The organism is Pseudomonas sp. GW458-11-26-14-LB4 (genome assembly GCF_059423925.1).
In genome coordinates, this window is sequence record NZ_JBWKYU010000010.1 from 143,446 (window position 1) to 162,423 (window position 18,978).

Sequence of the window (18,978 nt, forward strand, 5' to 3'; positions counted from 1 at the left end):
ATTTTTTTGTGCGAGGTACATATATACCGCAGTCCGTGGTTGTTATTTCCATACATTTCTCCAGGCGCTGGACGCAATGTTTGAATTTGTTTCCGGTTGTCGAGCACCGCATTTAATTCAAGGAGGAATGTATTTATGGCACGGCGTGGAATTGAGCTTCCAGCTTCAATCGTGAGGCCGGACAATCAAGATGTTTATGTGCACTACTTAGGTCTCGGTGATGGCTCCGGGCCGGCAATTGATTTTGCCCCCTTGGGGGAAATACTGGATATGGAAAATACCTATAAGGCATTTTCCGGAAGTCTGCCTCAGATCCTTGAAGTTGAACTTGCCCAGGTCAGGGCTGGCGGTGATTCGAGTTTATTGCCTCCCTTGGACACGCTGGCGCGTGAGCTGCGTTTCCGGGATGCGCTGATCGCCAGAAAGTTTGGTGCGCTGATCGCGGCGAAGGACATTGCGATTCAGCGGTTTGGCCATGCGCAGGTCGAAACGTTTTTCAATGGCGGTCGGTTACCGCAGGTCAATCGGCGTGGCGGTAACGTCAGCGTTCGCCAGGCCTATAGCGAGTTGTTCAATGCCAAGTTGCTGGTAGAAGGCATCGGCTAGTTGAACAGTCAGTCCGCAACGGTCAGGAATGTAATCGCGGCTGTGCAGGTGCAAGAGGCCAATCGAATTGCACATGAGCAGGCGCGCATCGCTGCGCAGAATCAGGCTCGGCGTGCGGCCGAGGAACAGGCGCGTGTAGCCGCGCAAGCGGCAGAAATCGCCCGGCTGGCGGCCGTTGATGAAGCTCGTCAAAAGGCTGAAGAGCAGGCGCGACGTGAAGCCGATGAGCATGCACGGCAACTGCTTGAGGATCGATTGCGCGACGCGGATCGGGCGCGCCGGGAGGCGCAAGCCTTCCATTTGCAGGGCGCTGCCTGGAATCCGCAACTTGTATTTTCGACGTCGACCGGGCCGGTTTCCATCCGCGAGAGCGCAAGGTCGAGATTGCGGGCGGCCATCCGCTCCGCGGCGACCGGATTATCCGCTCTGGCCGCGGGCACGGTGTCGGGTTTGATGGTGGGTGTTGCAGCACTGGTTTACTCGCCCGCTCTGGGAAACGGTGAGCTGCCCAAGCGGTTTCTGGTCAGCGTGCCGTTGTCCGATCTGCTGTCCGGTCCCGTGCCAGATTTGGGTCAGCTCGCGGCTACCGGTGGTTCTCTGGATTTGCCCGTGCGTGTCAATTCCAGAGCTGGCGAGGGCGATCACACCGAGCTGCTGGTCATTCCAGTCGATGGCGTCAGGTTTCCCACCGGCGTGCCGGTGATTGCTGCCGTTCACAACCCGCAGGACAACACCTATCGCGCGACGACTACCGACATTCCATCAGAAACATTGGTATGGACGCCGTCAATTACGCCCGCTGACAGTTCGACTGTATTGCCCGTTCCCGAACCGGATCCTGCGCAATATACCGGCGGCGACATCGTCCCTGTCGAGGGGCGAATTGATCGTCATCCTGATCTGGGTGATTTTGATTTCAATGACTGGATTCTGGTTTTTCCACCGGATTCCGGCATCCCCCCGCAATACATCATGTTCCGGGATCCGCGAAACGATTCCGGGATTGCTTCCGGGTACGGAGAGCCAGTGGCGACGGGTTGGCTCGAGGCGGCTTCGCAAGGCAATGGTGCGGCGATTCCGGCGCAGATTGCAGAGCAATTGAGAGGTCGGCAGTTCAGCGATTTCAGTACGTTCAGAGAGTCCTTCTGGAAAGCAGTAGGGGCAGACTCCGAGCTCTCTTCACAATTTGGCAATACCAATAGAGAGCGGTTAATGCGCGGCCATTCTCCATTTACCATTCCTGGTGAGCAGGTAGGCGGTAATAAAGTTTATGAAATTCATCATCTGGATTTCATCAAGAATGGAGGTGCGGTCTACGATATGGATAACTTAAGATTGTTGACACCTAAGCAGCACGTGGAAGTTCATTCTGCTAGTGGAGGAGAAAGAAATGCATCGTAAACTCGAAGACTATACGGAGTCAGAGTTTCTTGAGCTTTTGAAAGGTCTCTGTTATGTAACCAGCTGCAGTGAAAGAGAATACATGGTCCTTGTTGAAAAGTTTGACGCTGCAGTGGATCTCCCAAGGGGTAATGGAATTATTTATTATCCGCTGGATGGCGAAGATGATAGCCCTGAAGGAATACTCCAAACGCTGAAGAGCTGGCGTGCGGAGAACGGGATGCCCGGATTCAAAGGGTAAGCCCAAATCAAAGGACCCCAATCGAAGTGCATTCCGATTGGGGTTTATTCGGTAACTATTTTTCAGTCTCCACTCCACCGCCCGCCGTGATCACCTGCACATTCATCCTCGGCGTCGCCAGGTCCAGCCCGGCCTCGTCCAGATGCCGTTTCAGCGACAAATTGAACGCCCGTGAAACCTCCCACTGTTTGATCGGTGCGGTCTTGAACCTTGCGCGCAATATCGCGTTGCCGGATTCAAAGCTTTCCACGCCCTGAAATTCCAGTGGCGACCAGATGTTGCGTCGCTGCAGTGGGTCGGTGCGCATTTTCTGGCCGACGTCGCGCATCAGTTTGATGGCTTCGTCGATGCTCATGTTGAAGGGCACCGCCACGCGGAAAATCGCGTAGCCGAATTCGCGGGAGTAGTTTTTGATGCTTTTGATTTCGCTGAACGGGATGGTGTGGACGATGCCGTCGATGTCCCGCAGGCGTACGGTGCGGATGGTCAGGCCTTCGACGGTGCCCAGGTGGCCGCCGACGTCGACGTAGTCATCGATGGCCAGAGAGTCTTCGATGATGATGAACAGGCCGGTGATCAGGTCGGCTACGAGCGACTGGGCGCCGAAGCCGATGGCCAGGCCGATCACGCCGGCACCGGCCAGCAGGGGCGTGACGTTCATGCCCATGTTCGCCAGCGCGACGATCAGGGCGATGATGAAGATCGCCACGAACAGCACGTTGCGGATCAGCGGCATCATGGTTTGCGCGCGGGCGTTGGCCAGGCCTTTGCGAGAGCGGGTGAGGGCGTGGTGCACGGCGGTGTCGCTGAGGATCCAGATCAGCCAGGCGAAGATCAGCGTGCCGATCAAACTGAACAGTTTGACGCTGACGTCGTGGCCTTCGCCTTCGGTGAAGCCGATCAGCGACATGCCCCACACCCGCAGGCCGAGTTCGATGAAGGCCAGCCACACCAGCAAATGGGCGAGGGTGTAGAAGAAGCTTTTCAGGCGTTCGGAATACAGCGCGTGGCGTTTCGGTCCGCGTTGGGGTTTGAGGGCGTGGCGGCGGACGAGGCCGTTGATGACCATGCACAACACCAGCAGCACGGTGCAAATCAGCGACTGGCGCAGGGCGGTGCTGGTGTCGCCGGCGGAGACGAAGGTGGCGAACAGGGAGATGCCCACCAGCACCAGTGCCGGGACGTACCAGAAGGTGCCGAGGATTTCGATGGTGTCACTGAGGGCGCGGCGGGTCAGGCGGCGGGACAGGGGCTGGTTGCGGATCAGGTGGGCGATCGGCCGGCGGAAACGCAGGATGAACAGGCCGGTCGACAGCGCCGCGAGCACGTTGGCGACGGTGGCGGCGGTGTGGGCCAGGTGCACGCCGAGGCCGGCCACCAGTCGCGGATCGCTCAGGGCTTCACCGAAGGCGGCGAAACTGCCGATCAGCCACAACGGGCGGAAGGCCTGGTGACGCAGGATGTACAGCGCGCGATGGCGGTGCGGGCCGTCGAGTACAGAGAAGGCGATCACGCAGATGGCCGAGAAGCAGGTGCCGACCACCAGCGCGTAAGCCAGCACCATCGCCAGGCTTTTGCCCAGTGACGAGGGTAGTGCGTAGCTCATGTAGACCGTGATCACCAACGCGATCAGCCAGGGTCCGAGCTTGCGCAGGGCGAAGCGCAGCATGTCGAGGGCCCGGGGGTTTTGCGGCAGTTCTTCGGTCAGGCCGAAGCGCATGCGTACCCGGTGGCCGAGCCAGATCAGCGCGGCGGCGAGCAGGCTCCAGACCGCGAGGATCACGGCGAAGGCGAAGATGATCGGCAGCCATTCGCTGGCCGGCAGCATCAGGCCTTTGAGCTCGTCCTGGGCCATGTCGAATTCGGCGGACCAGCGATTGAGCGGGCTGTCGGCGCCGGTGAACTGTTTTTCGAAAGTGGCGAGGGTGCCGCCGATCAGTCCCAGCACACCTTCTTCGGGGCTGGCCTGGGCTTTTTTCGTGGCATCGCGCAGTTTTTTCAGGTCGGTCAGCAACTGGGCGCGTTGCTTGTCGTTTTCCAGCGACTTGATGACTTCGTCCAGCGACTGGCCGAGCGGTTCCTGAGCCTCGGGCTGGGCCTTGCCGGACCCCGTGAGCAGTCCCGGCAGACCGGCAGCGTCGGCGGGCGCCGGCGACATCAGGGTCATCAGGCAGACGAGAAACAGGCAGGGCAGAGCAAAAAGACGAGCGAACACTAGGCGGTCAACCTCGCAATGGGCGGATCGGGCGAGTGTACGAGCCCGCCAGATTCAATGCGAGCCGGGCGCGGATTTATTCGTTGAGTTTGGCGAGGATCTTGTAGACCACGGTGGCCAGGATCATCAGCATGCCGATCCACATGGCGAACACACCGGCGTTCTTGTCACGGAAGTTGAAACCGATGGCCAGCAGAATCATTCCGCCGAGGATGGGAATGAGCATGGAGTGAAACGCAGACATCGAGATCATGGCGACAGCCTTGTCGAAGGGAATGATTCAAGTCTAGGTGGGTTTTCGATGGACGGTGCTGATGTGTATCAGAAATGAGCCGGTTTTACGGGCCGGGGGGTCGCAGCTCCACGCTGCGATCCCGGCTGCTTGCTACGGCAATTCGCGACTGGCGTAGAACGCGCTCAGCACTTTGACCAGGTGGGCCAGGTCATGGCTGCCGCACAGTTCGCGGATCGAGTGCATGGCGAAGGTCGGCAGGCCGATGTCAACCGTGCGCACGCCCAGGTGGCTGGCGGTGATCGGGCCGATGGTCGAGCCACAGCCCATGTCGCTGCGCACCACGAAGCTTTGCACCGGCACTTCTTCGGCCATGCACAGATGGCGGAAGAAACCGGCGGTTTCGCTGTTGGTGGCGTAGCGCTGGTTGCTGTTGACCTTGATCACCGGGCCGGCGTTGAGTTTCGGGCCGTGGTTGGCGTCGTGCTTCTCGGCGTAGTTCGGGTGCACGCCGTGGGCGTTGTCGGCCGAAACCAGCAGGGATTTCTGGATGGTGCGTACGAATTCGTCACCTTCCGGCAGCAGACGGCGCAGGGTCTGTTCCAGCATCGGGCCGTCGGCGCCACACGCCGAGCAGGAGCCGACTTCTTCGTGGTCGTTGCACACCAGTACGCAGGTTTCTTCGGTGTCGGCGGTCAGCAAGGCTTGCAGGCCGGCGTAGCACGACAGCAGGTTATCGAGGCGTGCGCCGGCGATGAAGTCGCCATGCAGGCCGATGACCGCAGCGCTCTGGGTATCGTAGAAACTCAGCTCGTAATCGAGCACCACGTCGGCGTTGAGGCCGTGTTCGCGAGCCAGTTGATCGGTGAGTACCGCGCGGAAGTCCACGCGCTCGTCACCGGCGAACTGCGCGAGAATCGGCGGCAGTTCGGTCTGGGCGTTGATGGCCCAGCCTTGGTTGGCTTCACGATTGAGGTGGATGGCCAGGTTGGGAATGATCGCGATCGGGGCCTTGAAGTCGATCAGCTGGCTCTCGACTTTGCCGTCGCGGCGGAAGGTGACGCGGCCGGCCAGCGACAGGTCGCGGTCGAACCACGGCGCCAACAGCGCGCCGCCGTAGACTTCGACACCGAGCTGCCAGAAGCCCTGGCGTTGCAGTTCAGGTTGTGGCTTGACCCGCAGGCACGGGCTATCGGTGTGGGCGCCGACCAGACGGATGCCGTCGTGCAGCGGCGAGTTGCGGCCCATCTTGATCGCGACAATCGAGGAATCGTTACGGGTGACGTAGTAACGACCATTGGCTTCCGTGTGCCAGGTTTCGCGCTCGTCGAGGCGCACATAACCGGCGGCCTCCAGGCGTTGAACAAGGCTGGCGGTGGCGTGGAACGGGGTAGGGGAGGCCTTGAGGAAGTCGATCAGGCCTTGGTTCAACTCTTCGCGCATAAGAAGCTCCAGACAGCAATGGGCGGGAGTTTAACGCATCACTCCGCCCCATTGGGACGTGGTTGCGCGGGTATTGTCAGGAGTGATGACCGATGCGCTTGTGCCCCACCATTCATGACGGCCGATTTGCTGGTCACACACATGCTTCAAGGTGTTGCCTGGCAGGGTCTCAACCGGTGATCAGTCTGCCATTGAGGAAGACTTCACGGCGTTGCTTGCGACCGATGTCTTCATGCTTGCTCGACTGATAGACCGCTTCGAACTTGTCTCGAGATAAATCGGGAAGCGCACTGAGGTATTGATCGACCAGTTGATCGTAGGCGGCTTCGGTAATGAATTTGTAGACTTCCCGACGATAGAAAAAGCCCAATTGAAAACCGAGCGTTTCACTCAAGTGCGCGGTCGGGCCGGCGAAGCAGTTTTCAAAATCGATGGCTTTCAGTGGCCTGTGCGTTTGCTCGGGCACCATGATGTTGCCCACCCAGAAATCCATGTGAGTGATGTTTTTGCTGGCCAGCGAGCTGAGCAGTTGAAACGCGTCGAGGATGAAAGCTTCGATGTTCTGGGGATTGCGTCTGATGCACTGAGCGCCATCAATATGGCCTTCGAGCAGGTGAGTCAGAAGGAAAAATTCCTCGGTCAGGCCGAGCCTGCTGCGGGTATAGCCATAGCCCTTCAATGGCGGCATATCCACGCCCCGGCGCTGAGCTTCGAGGGAGTTCATCAACTCTTCGAGCGGCCAGTCGAAGCGCCCGTTGCGTTGCGGTTTGTTCAGGCTCACTCGCACCTTTGCCTTGAAAGTGTCCAATGGCTGGACCTTGGCAAAGAGCGGGGTTTCACACGAGGACAGCGGTGCGCTGGCCCGGGTCAGTTTGCGCGCGCGACGTTTTTTTATCAGCTGCTCGAGGGCCTCGCGCGCCGGGATGCTGGGTGGTTCGCTCAGGTGCAGGGTAGTGTTACCGAATGCATAGATGATTGGATATTCGGATTGGAGCGTTTTACTGCATAACACGGGAAAAGGCCTCCTGCCTGATGTCGAGGTGCCAAAATTTATAATTGATTACAATTTTATGACAGTTCTTTACGTCAATCTATTGCCGGTGGGATTTTGACAGGACAAAAAAAAGCCCTTCATCAGGAAGGGCTTTCAGAGGCAGACGCGATTCAGAAGGGTGCCGGGCACTCGAAGCGCAGGCGCTCGCCGCTTTGCGGATGAGTGAAACTGAGCATGCTCGCGTGCAGGCACAGGCGGGGCCAGGCCGCCAGCGCTTGCTCGTGGGCGTAGAGCCCGTCACCGAGCAGCGGATGACCGATCGACAACATGTGCACGCGCAATTGATGCGAGCGGCCGGTAATCGGTGTCAGTTCGACACGGCACCAGTCGCCGCAACGTTCCAGAACCTTCCAGAACGTCAGCGCATGCTTGCCTGATTCATGATCGACCACATGCCGTGGTTTGGTCGGTGGATCGTAGCGCAACGGCAGGTCGATGCTGCCGCTGTCCAGTTCCGGCTGACCCCAGGCCAAAGCGGTGTAGGCCTTTTCGGTTTCGCGATCATGAAACTGGCGCGACAACTCGCGGTGGGTGTCGGCGTCGCGGGCGAGCAGAATGATCCCCGACGTTTCCCAGTCCAGGCGGTGGACGATACGCGCTTCCGGGTAGCCGTTTTCCTGCAGGCGGGTGATCAGGCAGTCCTTGTTGTCGTCGGCCCGGCCAGGGACGGAGAGCAACAGGGTGGGTTTGTTCACCACCAGTACGGCGGCGTCCTGATGAATGATTTGGACGTTGGACAACGGCATTAAAACAGCCTCGTAACAAATGCCAACGGCGGCTCAGGGCCCCTCCGGTGTCGGAAGGGCCCTGAGCCGCCGTCGTTCCTGCCGGATCGACTCAGCGATCTGGCAGGGTGATGTTGAGTTCCAGAATCGAGCAGCTGCCCTGGCTCTCCAGTGCCACGTGTACGTCGTCGTTGCCGATGTTGACGTATTTGCGGATCACTTCCACCAGTTCCTTCTGCAAGGATGGCAGGTAGTCAGGGGTGCTGCGCTGGCCGCGTTCATGCGCCACGATGATCTGTAGACGCTCTTTCGCGACCGAGGCGGTACTTGGCTTTTTGTTGGCACGAAAGAAGTCAAAAAGGTTCATTACCTACCTCCAAACAGACGCTCGAAGAATCCCTTCTTCTCGACATTCAGGAACCGGTGTTCTTTTTCCTTGCCCAGCAGGCGATCAACGGTATCGCTGTAGGCCTGGCCGGCGTCGCTCTGATCATCGAGGATCACAGGTACGCCCTGGTTGGAGGCCTTGAGTACGGCCTGGGATTCCGGAATGACGCCCAACAGGCGTACGGCGAGGATTTCCTTGACGTCTTCGACGCCGAGCATTTCGCCTTTTTCGACGCGCTCCGGGTGGTAGCGGGTGATCAGCAGGTGTTCCTGGATCGGCTCTTCGCCACGTTCGGCGCGACGGGACTTGCTGGCCAGCAGGCCGAGCATGCGGTCCGAGTCACGTACCGATGACACTTCCGGGTTGGTCACGACGATCGCTTCGTCAGCGAAGTACATGGCCAGGTGGGCGCCTTTCTCGATGCCGGCAGGGGAGTCGCAGACCACGAACTCGAATTGTTCCTTGAGCTCCATCAGGACTTTTTCCACGCCTTCGACGGTCAGTGCGTCTTTGTCGCGGGTCTGGCTGGCGGCCAGCACATAGAGGTTTTCCAGGCGCTTGTCTTTGATCAGGGCCTGTTGCAGGTTGGCTTCGCCGTTCACGACGTTGACGAAGTCATACACCACGCGGCGCTCGCAACCCATGATCAGGTCAAGGTTACGCAAGCCCACGTCGAAGTCGACGATCACTGTTTTGTGGCCGCGCAGAGCGAGGCCGGTACCGATAGCGGCGCTGGTGGTGGTCTTACCCACACCACCCTTGCCGGATGTAACCACGAGAATCTTGGCCAAGGTGTTTCACCCCTAAGGAAGAAGGACTGTTCAGCCCCTGAAAAACATCTCTAGAAAACTACTGCAGTCGGACAGCCTTGGCTGGAATTCGGCTTTTGGCCTTTTTCCTACTTCGTTTGAGCCGTTTTCGCTACGTTTTAGAGATGCTTGGAAAATGCGGCAGTATCCGTTAAAGCCGAATGATGTTCAACACGTCGCCCGACAGGCTGACCTGTACGCCCGAGCCCCACATCGGATCGCGACGCAGGTCCTCGGAAACCTTGTAATGGCCTGCGATGGAGATCAGTTCAGCGCTCAATTGCTGACAGAAGATCCGCGCCTTGGTGTCGCCCTTGACCCCGGCCAGCGCACGACCGCGCATCGGGCCGTATACATGGATGTTGCCATCGGCGAGAAGTTCCGCCCCCGGGCTGACCGAGGAAACCACGACCAGATCGCCACCTTGTGCATATATCTGTTGGCCACCACGTACTGGCGTGGTGATGACGCGGGTCGGTTTGACGGCTGGCTCCGGTGGTTTTTCCGGCTTCTTCGGTGCGACGGGTTCGGCGCTTTCCAGCGGTCGTTCGCGGGCGCCGGACGGCGGTAGCACCGGGATGTCGATGGCGATGGCGGCGGCGATGTCTTCGATGCGGCTGGCGCGGATCGCCAGGGTGCGCAGGCCGTGCTGGCGGCACACGCGCATCAGGCCCGGCAGGTCGACGGCGCCTTCGCTTGGCGGCAGTTTGTCCAGCGCCAGAACCAGCGGCGCGTTGCTGAAGAAATTCGGTGCCTGGGCGACTTTGGCGGCCAGTTGCCGATCGAGGCTGTCCAGGTTATTGCGGGACAGCTCCAGCACCGTAATGGCGAGCATGCTGCCCTTCAGCTGGAACACGGGATCTTGGTCTAGCGGTTCGGTTTGGCTCATGTCGGCATACAACGGCTTGTCACTAAAAGTGCCGAGACTTATAACGAGAACGCCCGCAGGCCGCAAGCCGGGTCGAACGATGTAGAATGCGCGGCCACTGTATTTACGGAAGCTTTAATGGATCGCCCGCGTTTTCGAAAAGCATTTCTTGCCCCACGCTTCTGGCCGCTCTGGTGCGGCCTCGGGCTGTTGTGGCTGATCGTGCAGCTGCCGTATCCAGCCTTGCTGGCCATCGGTCGTTTTCTTGGTGCCCTGATGTATCGCTTCGCCGGCGACCGGCGGCGCATTGCCAAGCGCAATCTGGAACTGTGTTTCCCGGAAAAGTCCGCCGCCGAACGCAAGCGTCTGCTCAAGGAAAACTTCGCGTCCACCGGCATCGCCTTCTTTGAAATGGCGATGAGCTGGTGGTGGTCGCGTCAGCGCCTGGCGAAACTGGCTCATGTCGAAGGTCTTGAGCACCTGCAAAAGGCCCAGCGCGAAGGCAAGGGCGTGATTCTGATGGCGGTGCATTTCACCACCCTGGAAATCGGCGCAGCGCTGCTCGGCCAGCAACACACCATCGACGGCATGTACCGCGAACACAAGAACCCGTTGTTCGACTTCGTCCAGCGTCAGGGCCGCGAGCGGCACAACCTCGATTCGCTGGCGGTGGAACGTGACGACGTGCGCGGCATGCTCAAGCTGCTGCGCGCGGGCCGGGCGATCTGGTACGCACCGGATCAGGACTACGGCGCCAAGCAAAGCATTTTCGTGCCGCTGTTCGGGATTCAGGCCGCGACGGTCACCGCCACCAGCAAGTTCGCCCGGTTGGGCAAGGCACTGGTGGTGCCGTTCACTCAGGAGCGTCTGGCCGACGGCAGCGGTTATCGTCTGGTGATTCATCCGCCGCTGGAAGGTTTCCCGGGCGAGACCGAAGAGGAAGATTGCATCCGCATCAATCAGTGGGTCGAAGGCGTGTTGCGTGAGTGCCCCGAGCAATACCTGTGGGCACACCGGCGCTTCAAGAGCCGGCCACCGGGTGAGCCGAAGCTGTACGCCAAACGCGGTTGATTGACCCATCCCCATAAGCACCACGGAGCGTTGCGATGAGCCCAGCTGAACCGGTCACAGGTTTGATTCTTTCCGGCGGCGGGGCTCGGGCGGCGTATCAGGTGGGGGTTCTGGCGGCGATTGCCGAATTGCTGCCGTTGGGGGCGGACAATCCGTTTCCGGTGATTGTCGGCACGTCGGCCGGGGCGATCAACGCGGTCAGCCTGGCCAGCGGTGCCACGGATTTTCGCGCCGCCATCGAACGCCTGACGCTGTTCTGGCAAGGCTTTCGCAGCCATCGCGTGTTGCGCAGCGACTGGCCGGGGGTGATCCGCCAGGCCAGTCGTTTCGTCAGTCACAGTCTGTTGGGCATGGGCCGGCAAATGCCGGTGGCGCTGCTCGACAGTTCGCCGCTGCGTCATCTGCTCAACGAAAAACTGCATCTGCCCGGCATCGCCGAGTCCATCGCGCGCAAGCAACTGCACGCGGTGGCGGTGACGGCGTTCGGCTACGAGTCGGGGCAGGCGGTGACCTTCTACGAGGGCGGCGGGACTATTGACTCCTGGCTGCGTCATCGGCGCATCGGTGTACCGACGCAGTTGGCGGTGGAGCACTTGCTGGCCAGTTCGGCGATCCCGCTGTTGTTCGCGCCGGTGAAGATCGGCGATGAATATTTCGGTGATGGCGCGGTGCGGCAGTCGGCACCGATCAGCCCGGCACTGCACCTGGGCGCGAGTCGGGTGCTGGTGGTGGGCGTCAGCGGCAACCCGCGCGGTTTCGATCCGGCGCAACCGCTGGAACGCACCTACACCGGGCAGCAGCCGACGCTGGCGCAGATCGGCGGGCACATGCTCAACAGTACGTTCATTGATAGCCTGGAAAGCGATATCGAGTTGCTTCAGCGCCTGAACCAGTTCAGTCATCTGATGCCCGAAGGCACGCCGACCCGCGCGCTGGGTGTGGCGCCGGTGGAAGTGCTGGTGATCTCGCCGAGTCAGCCGATCGATGAAATCGCGGCGCGGCATCGCCAGGAACTGCCGGCGGCGTTGCGGTTGTTTCTGCGTGGGCCGGGAGCGACCAAGACGAGCGGGGCAGGGGTGTTGAGTTACTTGCTGTTCGAGGCGGGGTATTGCAGTGAATTGATCGACCTTGGACGGCGCGATGCCTTGGCCAAGCGCGATGAGCTGTGCCGGTTTCTCGGGATTGGCGAGGCGCTGGTTCCGGCTTGAGATTAGTGGTGCGGCAATCGCCAGCAGGCTGGCTCCCACCGGGATTTGTGTCGTGCACAAAACCAATGTGGGAGCGAGCCTGCTCGCGATGGCGTCCGTGAAGACGCCGCACTATCAGAAGTGGAACTTCACCAGGAAGCTGGTCACGTTCTGATTGGTGGTGAAGGCCTTGGTGTCGTCGATACCGTACTTGTCTTTCCAGTAGTCGTATTCAACACCGACGTACAACTGCTTCTCGCCGAAATTCAGCGCCTTGCCCAGGTCGTATTTGACCTGAGGGTTGAAGTGCAGGTTGGCGTGGTATTCGCCTTTGTTGTTGACGTCGTTGTCGACCACCCAGTCCATGTAGCCGTCGATCAGGATGTTCGAATCGCCCACCGGAATGGTGTAGGACCAGACCGGCGTGATCTGCCAGACGTTGTCACCCGCACGCGAGCCTTCGGTGTGACGCTGGTAGAAGTTCAGCTGGAAGTAGTCGAAGCCCGGAATGGCCAGGTCGAAGCCCGGGCCGATCAGGTAGGACTCGGTGTCACCCTCGCCGAACTCGTAGGTCATCGCCAGCAGGACGTCCTTGATCGGGCCGAACTCGATCTTCTGGTCGAGCACCTTGCCCAGCGAGATGCGTGGCTGGAACTCGCCGTAGTAGGTGTTCGGACCGTTGTTGAAGTCCTTGTCACCGTTGTAGAAGATCTTGTCGAGGAAGAAGAAGTTGTCCCCGTACTTCCACGCATCGGCGTGCTCGAAGGTCACGGTCTGCTGGATGGCCGGGTTGACCTTGAAGTCTTTACCGTAGAGGTAGGTCAGGCTGTTGTTCTGCCATTGCAGCAGGCCGTCGGCCATGGCCTGACCCCCTGCCAGCAGCGATCCCGCAAGCATCAGGCTGGTGCACATACGTTTCATTCGGTTGCTCCCAAAGTAGGTGTTCCACGTTTATTTTTTTGAGTCGGCGCTCTGGTGTGGCGCCTTTTTTCGTTGCTGCAAAAGTCATCCATCCGGTCAGCTTTCATGCTGTTAGCAAGAGCTGAGCCAAGGCTTTTCGAAAAGCAAAAAAACGCCCGTCGGCTGCTGAAAAACAGTCGATTGAGCGTGTTTTCGGGATGCCTCGGTACTGACCGAAGCCTGGATAAATTGGCTTTTCGGTCAGGAATTAAATTCGGGCTTTTTTTTAGACCGAATTCAGGAGGCCGCGGAGAATACTGACTCAACGGCCAGGCCTCAAGTGCCCCGCAACAGAGCACCGACGACAGGTAGGGGGCACGGTTGCGGGTCATCTTAGAAGTGCACCTTCACCAGCAGGCTGGCGGTGTTCTGGTTGGTGTCGAAACTGTGGGTGCTTTCGACCCCGTATTTGTTTTTCCAGTAGCTGTATTCGGTGCCGACGTACACCTGCTTTTCACCCCAGCCGAGGGCTTTGCCCAGGTCGTATTTGATCTGCGGGTTGATGTGCAGGTTTGCGTGATAGGTGCCACGGGAGTTCTGGTCGTTGTCGACCACCCAGTCCAGATAGCCGTCGATCAGCAGGTCGGAATTGCCCACGGGAATGCTGTAGGACCAGCCGGGCGTGATCTGCCAGACGCCGTCGCCCGGGCGCGGGCCTTCGGTCTGGCGGCGGTAGAAGTTCAGGGTGAAATAGTTGAAGCCCGGTACCTTGAGGTCGAAGCCGGGGCCGATCAGATAGGCCTCGCTGTCGCCTTCGCCGTACTCGTAGGTCATGGCCAGCAGCACGTCCTTGATCGGGCCGAACTCCAGCTTCCTGTCGAAGATCTTGCCGAACGACAGGCGCGGGCTGAATTCGCCGTAGAACGCGTGGGGGCCTTTGTTGCGGTCTTCCTGGCCGTTGTAGAAGATCTTGTCGACGAACAGGAAGTTGTCGCCGTACTTCCACTTGTCGGCGTGCTCGAACGTCACCGTCTGCTGGATCGACGGGTTGATCGCGAAGTTCTTGCCGTACAGGTAGCTCAGGCTGTTGGTCTGCCACAGCAATAAATCGCCGGCCATGGCTTGCGATGCGGCCAGCAGGCCGCCGCTCAACAACACGTTGGTTTGAGTCCGGATCATCTGTTGCTCCCTCTTGTTTTTATTGTTTGAGGCAAAGCTGTCGCGAGGGGGCAGGCTTGGGCGAGCCCCCTTTTTTTCTCTTCGGATCAGTGCGGGTGTGCGTGGCAGTCGTTGATCGCGGCGCGTTCGGCGCCGCCGAGGATGTTGAACAACAGGTTCAGCGTCAGCGCGCTGAGGGTGGCCATGGCGATCCCGCTGTGGGTGATCGGGCTCATCCACAACGGCAGGTGGGCGAAAAATTCCGGACGCACCACCGGGATCAGGCCCATGCCGATGCTCACGGCTACCAGCAATTGATTGCGGCGGTCGCCGATGTCGGCTTCCTGCAGGATCTTGATGCCGGTCGCTGCCACCATGCCGAACATCGCAATCGCCGCGCCACCGAGCACCGCCGGTGGAATCGACGCCACCAGGAATGCCGCTTTCGGCAGCAGGCTCAGGACGATCAACAGACCGCCGGCAACGATAGTCACTGAACGGCAACGCACGCCGGTCATCTGCACCAGGCCGATGTTCTGCGCGAAGGAGGAGTGGGTGAAGGTGTTGAAGAAGCCGGCAACGAACGATGCGCCGGCATCACACAGCAGGCCGCGACGCAGCATGCGCGGGCAGACTTCCTGGCCGGTGATCTTGCCCAGTGCGAGGAACATCCCGGTGGACTCGACGAAGATGATCACCACCACCAGGCACATCGACAGGATCGGTGCCAGTTCGAACTTCGGCATGCCGAAATGCAGCGGGGTGACGAACTGAACCCACGGCGCGTTGGCCATGCCGCTCAGGTCGACCATGCCGATGGCGCCGCAGAGCACGTAGCCCAGGCACATGCCGATCAGCACGGAAATGTTGACCCAGAAACCGCGCATGAAGCGGTGGATCAACAGAATGGTGGCCAGCACCAGTGCGGCGATGGCCAGGTAAATCGGTGAACCGAATTGAGCAGCACCAGCGCCGCCACCGGCCCAGTTCACGGCCACGGGGAACAGCGACAAACCGATCGAGGTGATGACCGTGCCGGTCACCAGAGGCGGGAAGAAGCGTACGACCTTGGACATGAACGGCGCGATGATCATGCCGAAGAACCCGGCGGCGATGGTGGCGCCGAAGATTCCCTGCAGACCGATGCCGGGCATGCCGGCCATGGCGACCATGCTGCCGACGGCGGCGAAACTGGCGCCCATCATCACCGGCATGCGAATGCCCATCGGGCCGATGCCCAGAGATTGCACGATGGTGGCGATGCCAGCGACCAGCAGGTCGGCGTTGATCAGGAAGGCGATTTCTTCACGACTCAGGCCAGCGGCCTGTCCGATGATCAGCGGTACCGCGATGGCGCCGCCGTACATCAGCAGTACATGTTGCAAACCGACCAGGATCAGTTGCAAAAGGGGCAAACGCTGAATGGCGGGTGCGTCGGGGATGCGCGCTTTGGACAGCTCGGACATGCAACACCTCGGATCTTTTTTATTCTTGTGATTAACAGCTGCCGGGTTGCTCACAGCTGTTTCTTTGCATCAGGTAAACCGCGTTGCGGCTAATCGCTGGCAAGCCAGCTCCCACACAGGCAGTGCAAAACCCTGTGGGAGCTGGCTTGCCAGCGATGCTTTTACTGCTTAGTTGGTCTGGGCTCCCTGGGCGATCCATGCACCGATCAGGTCACGTTCCTGCTGGGTCATCTGTGTGATGTTGCCCAGTGGCATGATCTGCGTGGTGATGGCTTGCGCCTGGATCCGTGCCGCGTTCTGGCGGATCTGCTCGGGGGTGTCGAACATCACACCGGCCGGTGCAGCGCTGAACAGCGGGCTGGTCGGTTTGGCCGAGTGGCAGACCGCGCAGCGTTCCTGGATCACGTTGTGCACCTTGTCGAACGCAGGGCCGGCGTTGGACGCCTGAGCCGGAGCAGCGGTCGGTGCAGCAGGAGCTGCCGGTTGTGCAGCTTCAGCCGGTTTCGCGCCACCACCCAAAGCCGTTTCCGGCAGCGGCTGGTACTCGATTTTCGCAGGCGCCTTGGCCACGTCCGGAGCGGTCGACATCGGCGCAGGGCCGGTGACGTACGCCAGACTGATCATGCCCACCGCTGCCACAGGCAGGGTCCAGGCAAACTTGTGGCTGTCGTGACGGGTGTTGAAGTAGTGACGCACCAACACCGCCAACACTGCGATCCCGGCCAGGATCAGCCAGTTGTACTGGCTGCCGTAAGTGCTCGGGAAGTGGTTGCTGATCATGATGAACAGCACTGGCAGGGTGAAGTAGTTGTTGTGACGCGAACGCAGCAGGCCTTTGGCCGGCAGGGCCGGATCCGGCGTGCGGTTCTCGGCGATCGCGGCGACCAGTGCGCGCTGCGCCGGCATGATGATGCGGAACACGTTGCCGACCATGATGGTGCCGATGATCGCGCCGACGTGCAGGTACGCACCACGACCGCTGAACACCTTGCTGAAGCCAAACGCCGCGCCGATGATCAGCACGAACAGGATGAAGCCGAGCAGGGCAGGTTTCTTGCCCAGAGGCGAATCGCAGAGGAAGTCGTAGATGAACCAGCCGGCGATGAGCGAACCGATGCCGATGGCCACGCCTTCAGGGCCGGTCAGGCCGCTGCCGGGTGCCACGAGGTAAAGCACGGGGTTGGAGTAGAACACCACGCACAGCAGCGCGATCCCCGACATCCAGGTGAAATAGGCTTCCCATTTGAACCAGTGCAGGTTCTCCGGCATCGACGGAGGGGCCAGTTTGTATTTTTCCAGGTGATAGATACCGCCGCCGTGGATCGCCCACAGATCACCGGCAAGACCGGTTTTCGGGTTGACGCGGTTGAGGTTGTTCTCCAGCCAGACGAAGTAGAACGACGCGCCGATCCAGGCCACGCCAGTGATCATGTGAACCCAGCGCACGCTCAGGTTCAGCCATTCCAACAGATGTGCTTCCACAGTCTTTACCTCTCGCCCGTCACTCTTGTTGTCGAGTGATCGGACCTTCTCTTATTGGTGGGGGGCGAGGATCAAACGCTCATCCTCTTTGAAAAAATGCTCATCGCAGTTATTGCCTGTGCCACTGCGATCAACCACCAGGAAGTCATCCCGCTTTTCGATCGTCAGCACCGGGTGGTGCCAGACGCCGCGATGGTAATTGATGCCCTGCCTGCCGTTGGTGACGAAGGCGCGGACCAAGCCTGATACAGGTTCATCGCCAAGTGGCGCGACCACGATCAGAAAGGGGTTGCCGAGCAGCGGAATGAAAGCCTGGCTGCCCAGCGGATGGCGTTCCAGCATGCTGACGGTCAGCGGCATGTCCTGCGCGTCGGCGCGGAAGATGCTGATGATCGCGTTGTCCTCAGGCGTCGCGGTTTCGACCGTCGCCAGTTTGTGGAAGCGCATGGTCGAACCGTTGTTGATCATGAAGTGATCGCTGCCGTCGGTTTCGATCACGTCACCGAAAGGGGCGAAGGCTTCTTTGGTCAGCGGTTCAATCGTCAGTGTGCGCATGCTGTTCTTCTTAATCTCTTGAAAATTGATCGTTCCCACGCTCTGCGTGGGAACGCTGCCATGGACGCTCCGCGTCCACTGTGACGCGGAGCGTCACGGTATGCATTCCCACGCAGACGGTTCGACGCCTCGACGTGGGAACGATCGGGTGTTACTTCGCGACCTTGCCCAAAACGCGCAGGCGGCTCACACCACCGTCCGGGAACACGTTCAGACGGATGTGAGTGATCGGGCCCAGCGCCTTGATCTGCTCGACGAAGGTGTGTTCGGCGTGCATTTCCAGCTTCTGGCTTGGCAGCAGTTCGCGCCAGAACAGCGACTGGGTTTCGATCTGGCTGTCGGTGCCGCCCTTGACGAACGCGCCCTGGATCGAGCAGGTGTCCGGGTAGTTGCCCTTGAAGTGCAGGGTGTCGACGATGATTTTTTCGATCTCGCCCGGGTGGCCCAGCGCGACGATCACCCAGTCATTGCCCGGGGTGCGACGACGTGCGGTTTCCCAGCCGTCGCCCATGTTGATGCCACGGCCCGGGTTGAGAATGTTGCTCATGCGGCCGAAGTGTTCGTCGGAGCAGGCGAGGGCGCGGCCACCGTTGAGGGCTGCTGCCAGGTCCACTTGCTCGTTGTCGCCAACCGCCGACCAGTCGCGGAACGGAATGCCGTACACGCGCAGACGGGCCACGCCGCCATCCGGGTAGATGTTGAAGCGCAGGTGGCTGAACGCCTTGTCGTTGCTGATTTCGTGGTAGTGGTGGCTGTTGCCCTGCAGCTCGACGGCCGACAGCACTTCAGTCCACTGGGTGTTTTCGTCCGGCTCGCCCGACGCCAGGAAGCAGGCTTCCAGCGAGGCCGATGGCGGGAAGTTGCCGGTGAAGAATGAAGTGTCGATGTCCACGCCTTTGATCGAACCCGGTACGCCCAGGCGGATCACCGCGCTGTCGTAGCCTTCGAAGCGCTTGCGGCGCGATTCCCAGCCGTCCATCCACTTGCCGTTGTCATCGAACACGCCCTCCTTCCACACGGCCGGGGTCGGCTGAAACAGACGATTGGCGTCTGCGAACCAGTCATCGGTGACCGAGATGATTTTGGTGCCCAGACGGGCATCGGCCAGGTTGACGAACTTCTCGAAAGGTACGGCGTAAGCTTTCATTCTTCTTGTCTGCCTTTAAATAAGTGGCTT

At 60.1% G+C, this 18,978-nt stretch carries 19 protein-coding genes; 5 read left to right on the forward strand and 14 right to left on the reverse strand.

Annotated features, from left to right (window positions below; translation table 11 throughout):
• The first annotated feature begins 135 nt into the window (after window positions 1–135).
• From AC07XZ_RS15450 to AC07XZ_RS15460, 3 genes are read left to right on the forward strand one after another with little or no spacing between them, the layout of a single operon-like run.
• Window positions 136–606, forward strand: coding sequence for a hypothetical protein (locus AC07XZ_RS15450; protein WP_102688266.1), 471 nt, complete (start codon window positions 136–138; stop codon window positions 604–606).
• Window positions 607–2,007, forward strand: a complete 1,401-nt coding sequence (locus tag AC07XZ_RS15455; protein WP_102688267.1) for an S-type pyocin domain-containing protein — start codon at window positions 607–609, stop codon at window positions 2,005–2,007. It begins immediately after the preceding gene.
• Window positions 1,997–2,248, forward strand: coding sequence for a bacteriocin immunity protein (locus AC07XZ_RS15460; protein ID WP_102688268.1), 252 nt, complete (start codon window positions 1,997–1,999; stop codon window positions 2,246–2,248). The genes AC07XZ_RS15455 and AC07XZ_RS15460 overlap by 11 nt, the downstream gene beginning before the upstream one ends.
• 55 nt (window positions 2,249–2,303) lie before the next feature.
• Here AC07XZ_RS15460 and AC07XZ_RS15465 read toward each other — a convergent pair whose 3' ends face one another.
• The 8 genes from AC07XZ_RS15465 to minC all read right to left on the reverse strand — a co-directional run bounded on the left by AC07XZ_RS15465 (window position 2,304) and on the right by minC (window position 10,003).
• The gene (locus AC07XZ_RS15465; RefSeq protein WP_102688269.1) at window positions 2,304–4,463 is read right to left on the reverse strand and encodes a mechanosensitive ion channel family protein; all 2,160 of its coding nucleotides are present in this window, start codon (window positions 4,461–4,463) and stop codon (window positions 2,304–2,306) included.
• A 76-nt stretch (window positions 4,464–4,539) separates the two neighbouring features.
• On the reverse strand, window positions 4,540–4,716 hold the full coding sequence (locus tag AC07XZ_RS15470) for a hypothetical protein (RefSeq protein WP_165369545.1): 177 nt from the start codon (window positions 4,714–4,716) through the stop codon (window positions 4,540–4,542).
• A gap of 132 nt (window positions 4,717–4,848) precedes the next feature.
• On the reverse strand, window positions 4,849–6,138 hold the full coding sequence (locus AC07XZ_RS15475) for a M18 family aminopeptidase (RefSeq protein WP_007960074.1): 1,290 nt from the start codon (window positions 6,136–6,138) through the stop codon (window positions 4,849–4,851).
• 169 nt (window positions 6,139–6,307) lie between these two features.
• Entirely contained in the window at window positions 6,308–6,919 is a 612-nt protein-coding gene (locus tag AC07XZ_RS15480; protein WP_371921038.1) for a protein kinase family protein, read from the reverse strand.
• Between the two features lie 383 nt (window positions 6,920–7,302).
• A complete protein-coding gene (locus tag AC07XZ_RS15485; RefSeq protein ID WP_085748489.1) occupies window positions 7,303–7,938 on the reverse strand; it encodes an RluA family pseudouridine synthase in 636 nt (211 codons plus the stop codon).
• Window positions 7,939–8,029: 91 nt separating this feature from the next.
• The gene (minE, locus tag AC07XZ_RS15490) at window positions 8,030–8,284 is read right to left on the reverse strand and encodes a cell division topological specificity factor MinE (RefSeq protein ID WP_007960071.1); all 255 of its coding nucleotides are present in this window, start codon (window positions 8,282–8,284) and stop codon (window positions 8,030–8,032) included.
• Window positions 8,284–9,096 carry a septum site-determining protein MinD gene (minD, locus tag AC07XZ_RS15495; protein WP_007960065.1) on the reverse strand — a complete coding sequence of 271 codons (813 nt, stop codon included), beginning with the start codon at window positions 9,094–9,096 and terminating at the stop codon, window positions 8,284–8,286. Before minD ends, minE begins: the two co-directional genes overlap by 1 nt.
• A gap of 169 nt (window positions 9,097–9,265) precedes the next feature.
• Window positions 9,266–10,003: a septum site-determining protein MinC gene (gene minC, locus AC07XZ_RS15500; RefSeq protein ID WP_102688301.1), complete on the reverse strand. Its 738-nt coding sequence runs from the start codon at window positions 10,001–10,003 to the stop codon at window positions 9,266–9,268.
• Window positions 10,004–10,120: 117 nt separating this feature from the next.
• On the opposite strand from minC, the gene AC07XZ_RS15505 reads away from it, so the two are divergent.
• Together AC07XZ_RS15505 and AC07XZ_RS15510 are read left to right on the forward strand one after the other, a co-directional pair.
• A complete protein-coding gene (locus tag AC07XZ_RS15505) occupies window positions 10,121–11,053 on the forward strand; it encodes a lipid A biosynthesis lauroyl acyltransferase (protein WP_007960061.1) in 933 nt (310 codons plus the stop codon).
• Between the two features lie 35 nt (window positions 11,054–11,088).
• A complete protein-coding gene (locus AC07XZ_RS15510) occupies window positions 11,089–12,261 on the forward strand; it encodes a patatin-like phospholipase family protein (protein ID WP_085748490.1) in 1,173 nt (390 codons plus the stop codon).
• 114 nt (window positions 12,262–12,375) lie between these two features.
• Here AC07XZ_RS15510 and AC07XZ_RS15515 read toward each other — a convergent pair whose 3' ends face one another.
• From AC07XZ_RS15515 to alc, 6 genes are all read right to left on the reverse strand, one after another.
• The gene (locus AC07XZ_RS15515) at window positions 12,376–13,161 is read right to left on the reverse strand and encodes an outer membrane protein OmpK (RefSeq protein ID WP_085748491.1); all 786 of its coding nucleotides are present in this window, start codon (window positions 13,159–13,161) and stop codon (window positions 12,376–12,378) included.
• Window positions 13,162–13,533: 372 nt separating this feature from the next.
• Entirely contained in the window at window positions 13,534–14,319 is a 786-nt protein-coding gene (locus AC07XZ_RS15520; protein WP_011333187.1) for an outer membrane protein OmpK, read from the reverse strand.
• An 86-nt stretch (window positions 14,320–14,405) separates the two neighbouring features.
• On the reverse strand, window positions 14,406–15,764 hold the full coding sequence (locus tag AC07XZ_RS15525) for a nucleobase:cation symporter-2 family protein (protein WP_085608811.1): 1,359 nt from the start codon (window positions 15,762–15,764) through the stop codon (window positions 14,406–14,408).
• Between the two features lie 168 nt (window positions 15,765–15,932).
• The gene (locus AC07XZ_RS15530; RefSeq protein WP_102688270.1) at window positions 15,933–17,246 is read right to left on the reverse strand and encodes a urate hydroxylase PuuD; all 1,314 of its coding nucleotides are present in this window, start codon (window positions 17,244–17,246) and stop codon (window positions 15,933–15,935) included.
• Between the two features lie 51 nt (window positions 17,247–17,297).
• Window positions 17,298–17,801, reverse strand: a complete 504-nt coding sequence (locus tag AC07XZ_RS15535) for an ureidoglycolate lyase (RefSeq protein WP_007960046.1) — start codon at window positions 17,799–17,801, stop codon at window positions 17,298–17,300.
• 151 nt (window positions 17,802–17,952) lie between these two features.
• Window positions 17,953–18,948 (reverse strand): allantoicase, encoded by a 996-nt coding sequence (gene alc / locus AC07XZ_RS15540; protein WP_007960036.1) that lies wholly within the window; start codon window positions 18,946–18,948, stop codon window positions 17,953–17,955.
• Window positions 18,949–18,978: the final 30 nt, after the last annotated feature.

Coding starts and splice junctions, on each gene's coding strand:
- AC07XZ_RS15450 (WP_102688266.1), top strand. CDS start 136: ATGGCACGGCGTGGAATTGAGCTTCCAGCTTCAATCGTGAGGCCGGAC.
- AC07XZ_RS15460 (WP_102688268.1), top strand. CDS start 1,997: ATGCATCGTAAACTCGAAGACTATACGGAGTCAGAGTTTCTTGAGCTT.
- AC07XZ_RS15470 (WP_165369545.1), bottom strand. CDS start 4,716: ATGATCTCGATGTCTGCGTTTCACTCCATGCTCATTCCCATCCTCGGC.
- AC07XZ_RS15475 (WP_007960074.1), bottom strand. CDS start 6,138: ATGCGCGAAGAGTTGAACCAAGGCCTGATCGACTTCCTCAAGGCCTCC.
- AC07XZ_RS15485 (WP_085748489.1), bottom strand. CDS start 7,938: ATGCCGTTGTCCAACGTCCAAATCATTCATCAGGACGCCGCCGTACTG.
- minE (WP_007960071.1), bottom strand. CDS start 8,284: ATGAACCTTTTTGACTTCTTTCGTGCCAACAAAAAGCCAAGTACCGCC.
- minC (WP_102688301.1), bottom strand. CDS start 10,003: ATGAGCCAAACCGAACCGCTAGACCAAGATCCCGTGTTCCAGCTGAAG.
- AC07XZ_RS15505 (WP_007960061.1), top strand. CDS start 10,121: ATGGATCGCCCGCGTTTTCGAAAAGCATTTCTTGCCCCACGCTTCTGG.
- AC07XZ_RS15510 (WP_085748490.1), top strand. CDS start 11,089: ATGAGCCCAGCTGAACCGGTCACAGGTTTGATTCTTTCCGGCGGCGGG.
- AC07XZ_RS15515 (WP_085748491.1), bottom strand. CDS start 13,161: ATGAAACGTATGTGCACCAGCCTGATGCTTGCGGGATCGCTGCTGGCA.
- AC07XZ_RS15520 (WP_011333187.1), bottom strand. CDS start 14,319: ATGATCCGGACTCAAACCAACGTGTTGTTGAGCGGCGGCCTGCTGGCC.
- AC07XZ_RS15525 (WP_085608811.1), bottom strand. CDS start 15,764: ATGTCCGAGCTGTCCAAAGCGCGCATCCCCGACGCACCCGCCATTCAG.
- AC07XZ_RS15535 (WP_007960046.1), bottom strand. CDS start 17,801: ATGCGCACACTGACGATTGAACCGCTGACCAAAGAAGCCTTCGCCCCT.
- alc (WP_007960036.1), bottom strand. CDS start 18,948: ATGAAAGCTTACGCCGTACCTTTCGAGAAGTTCGTCAACCTGGCCGAT.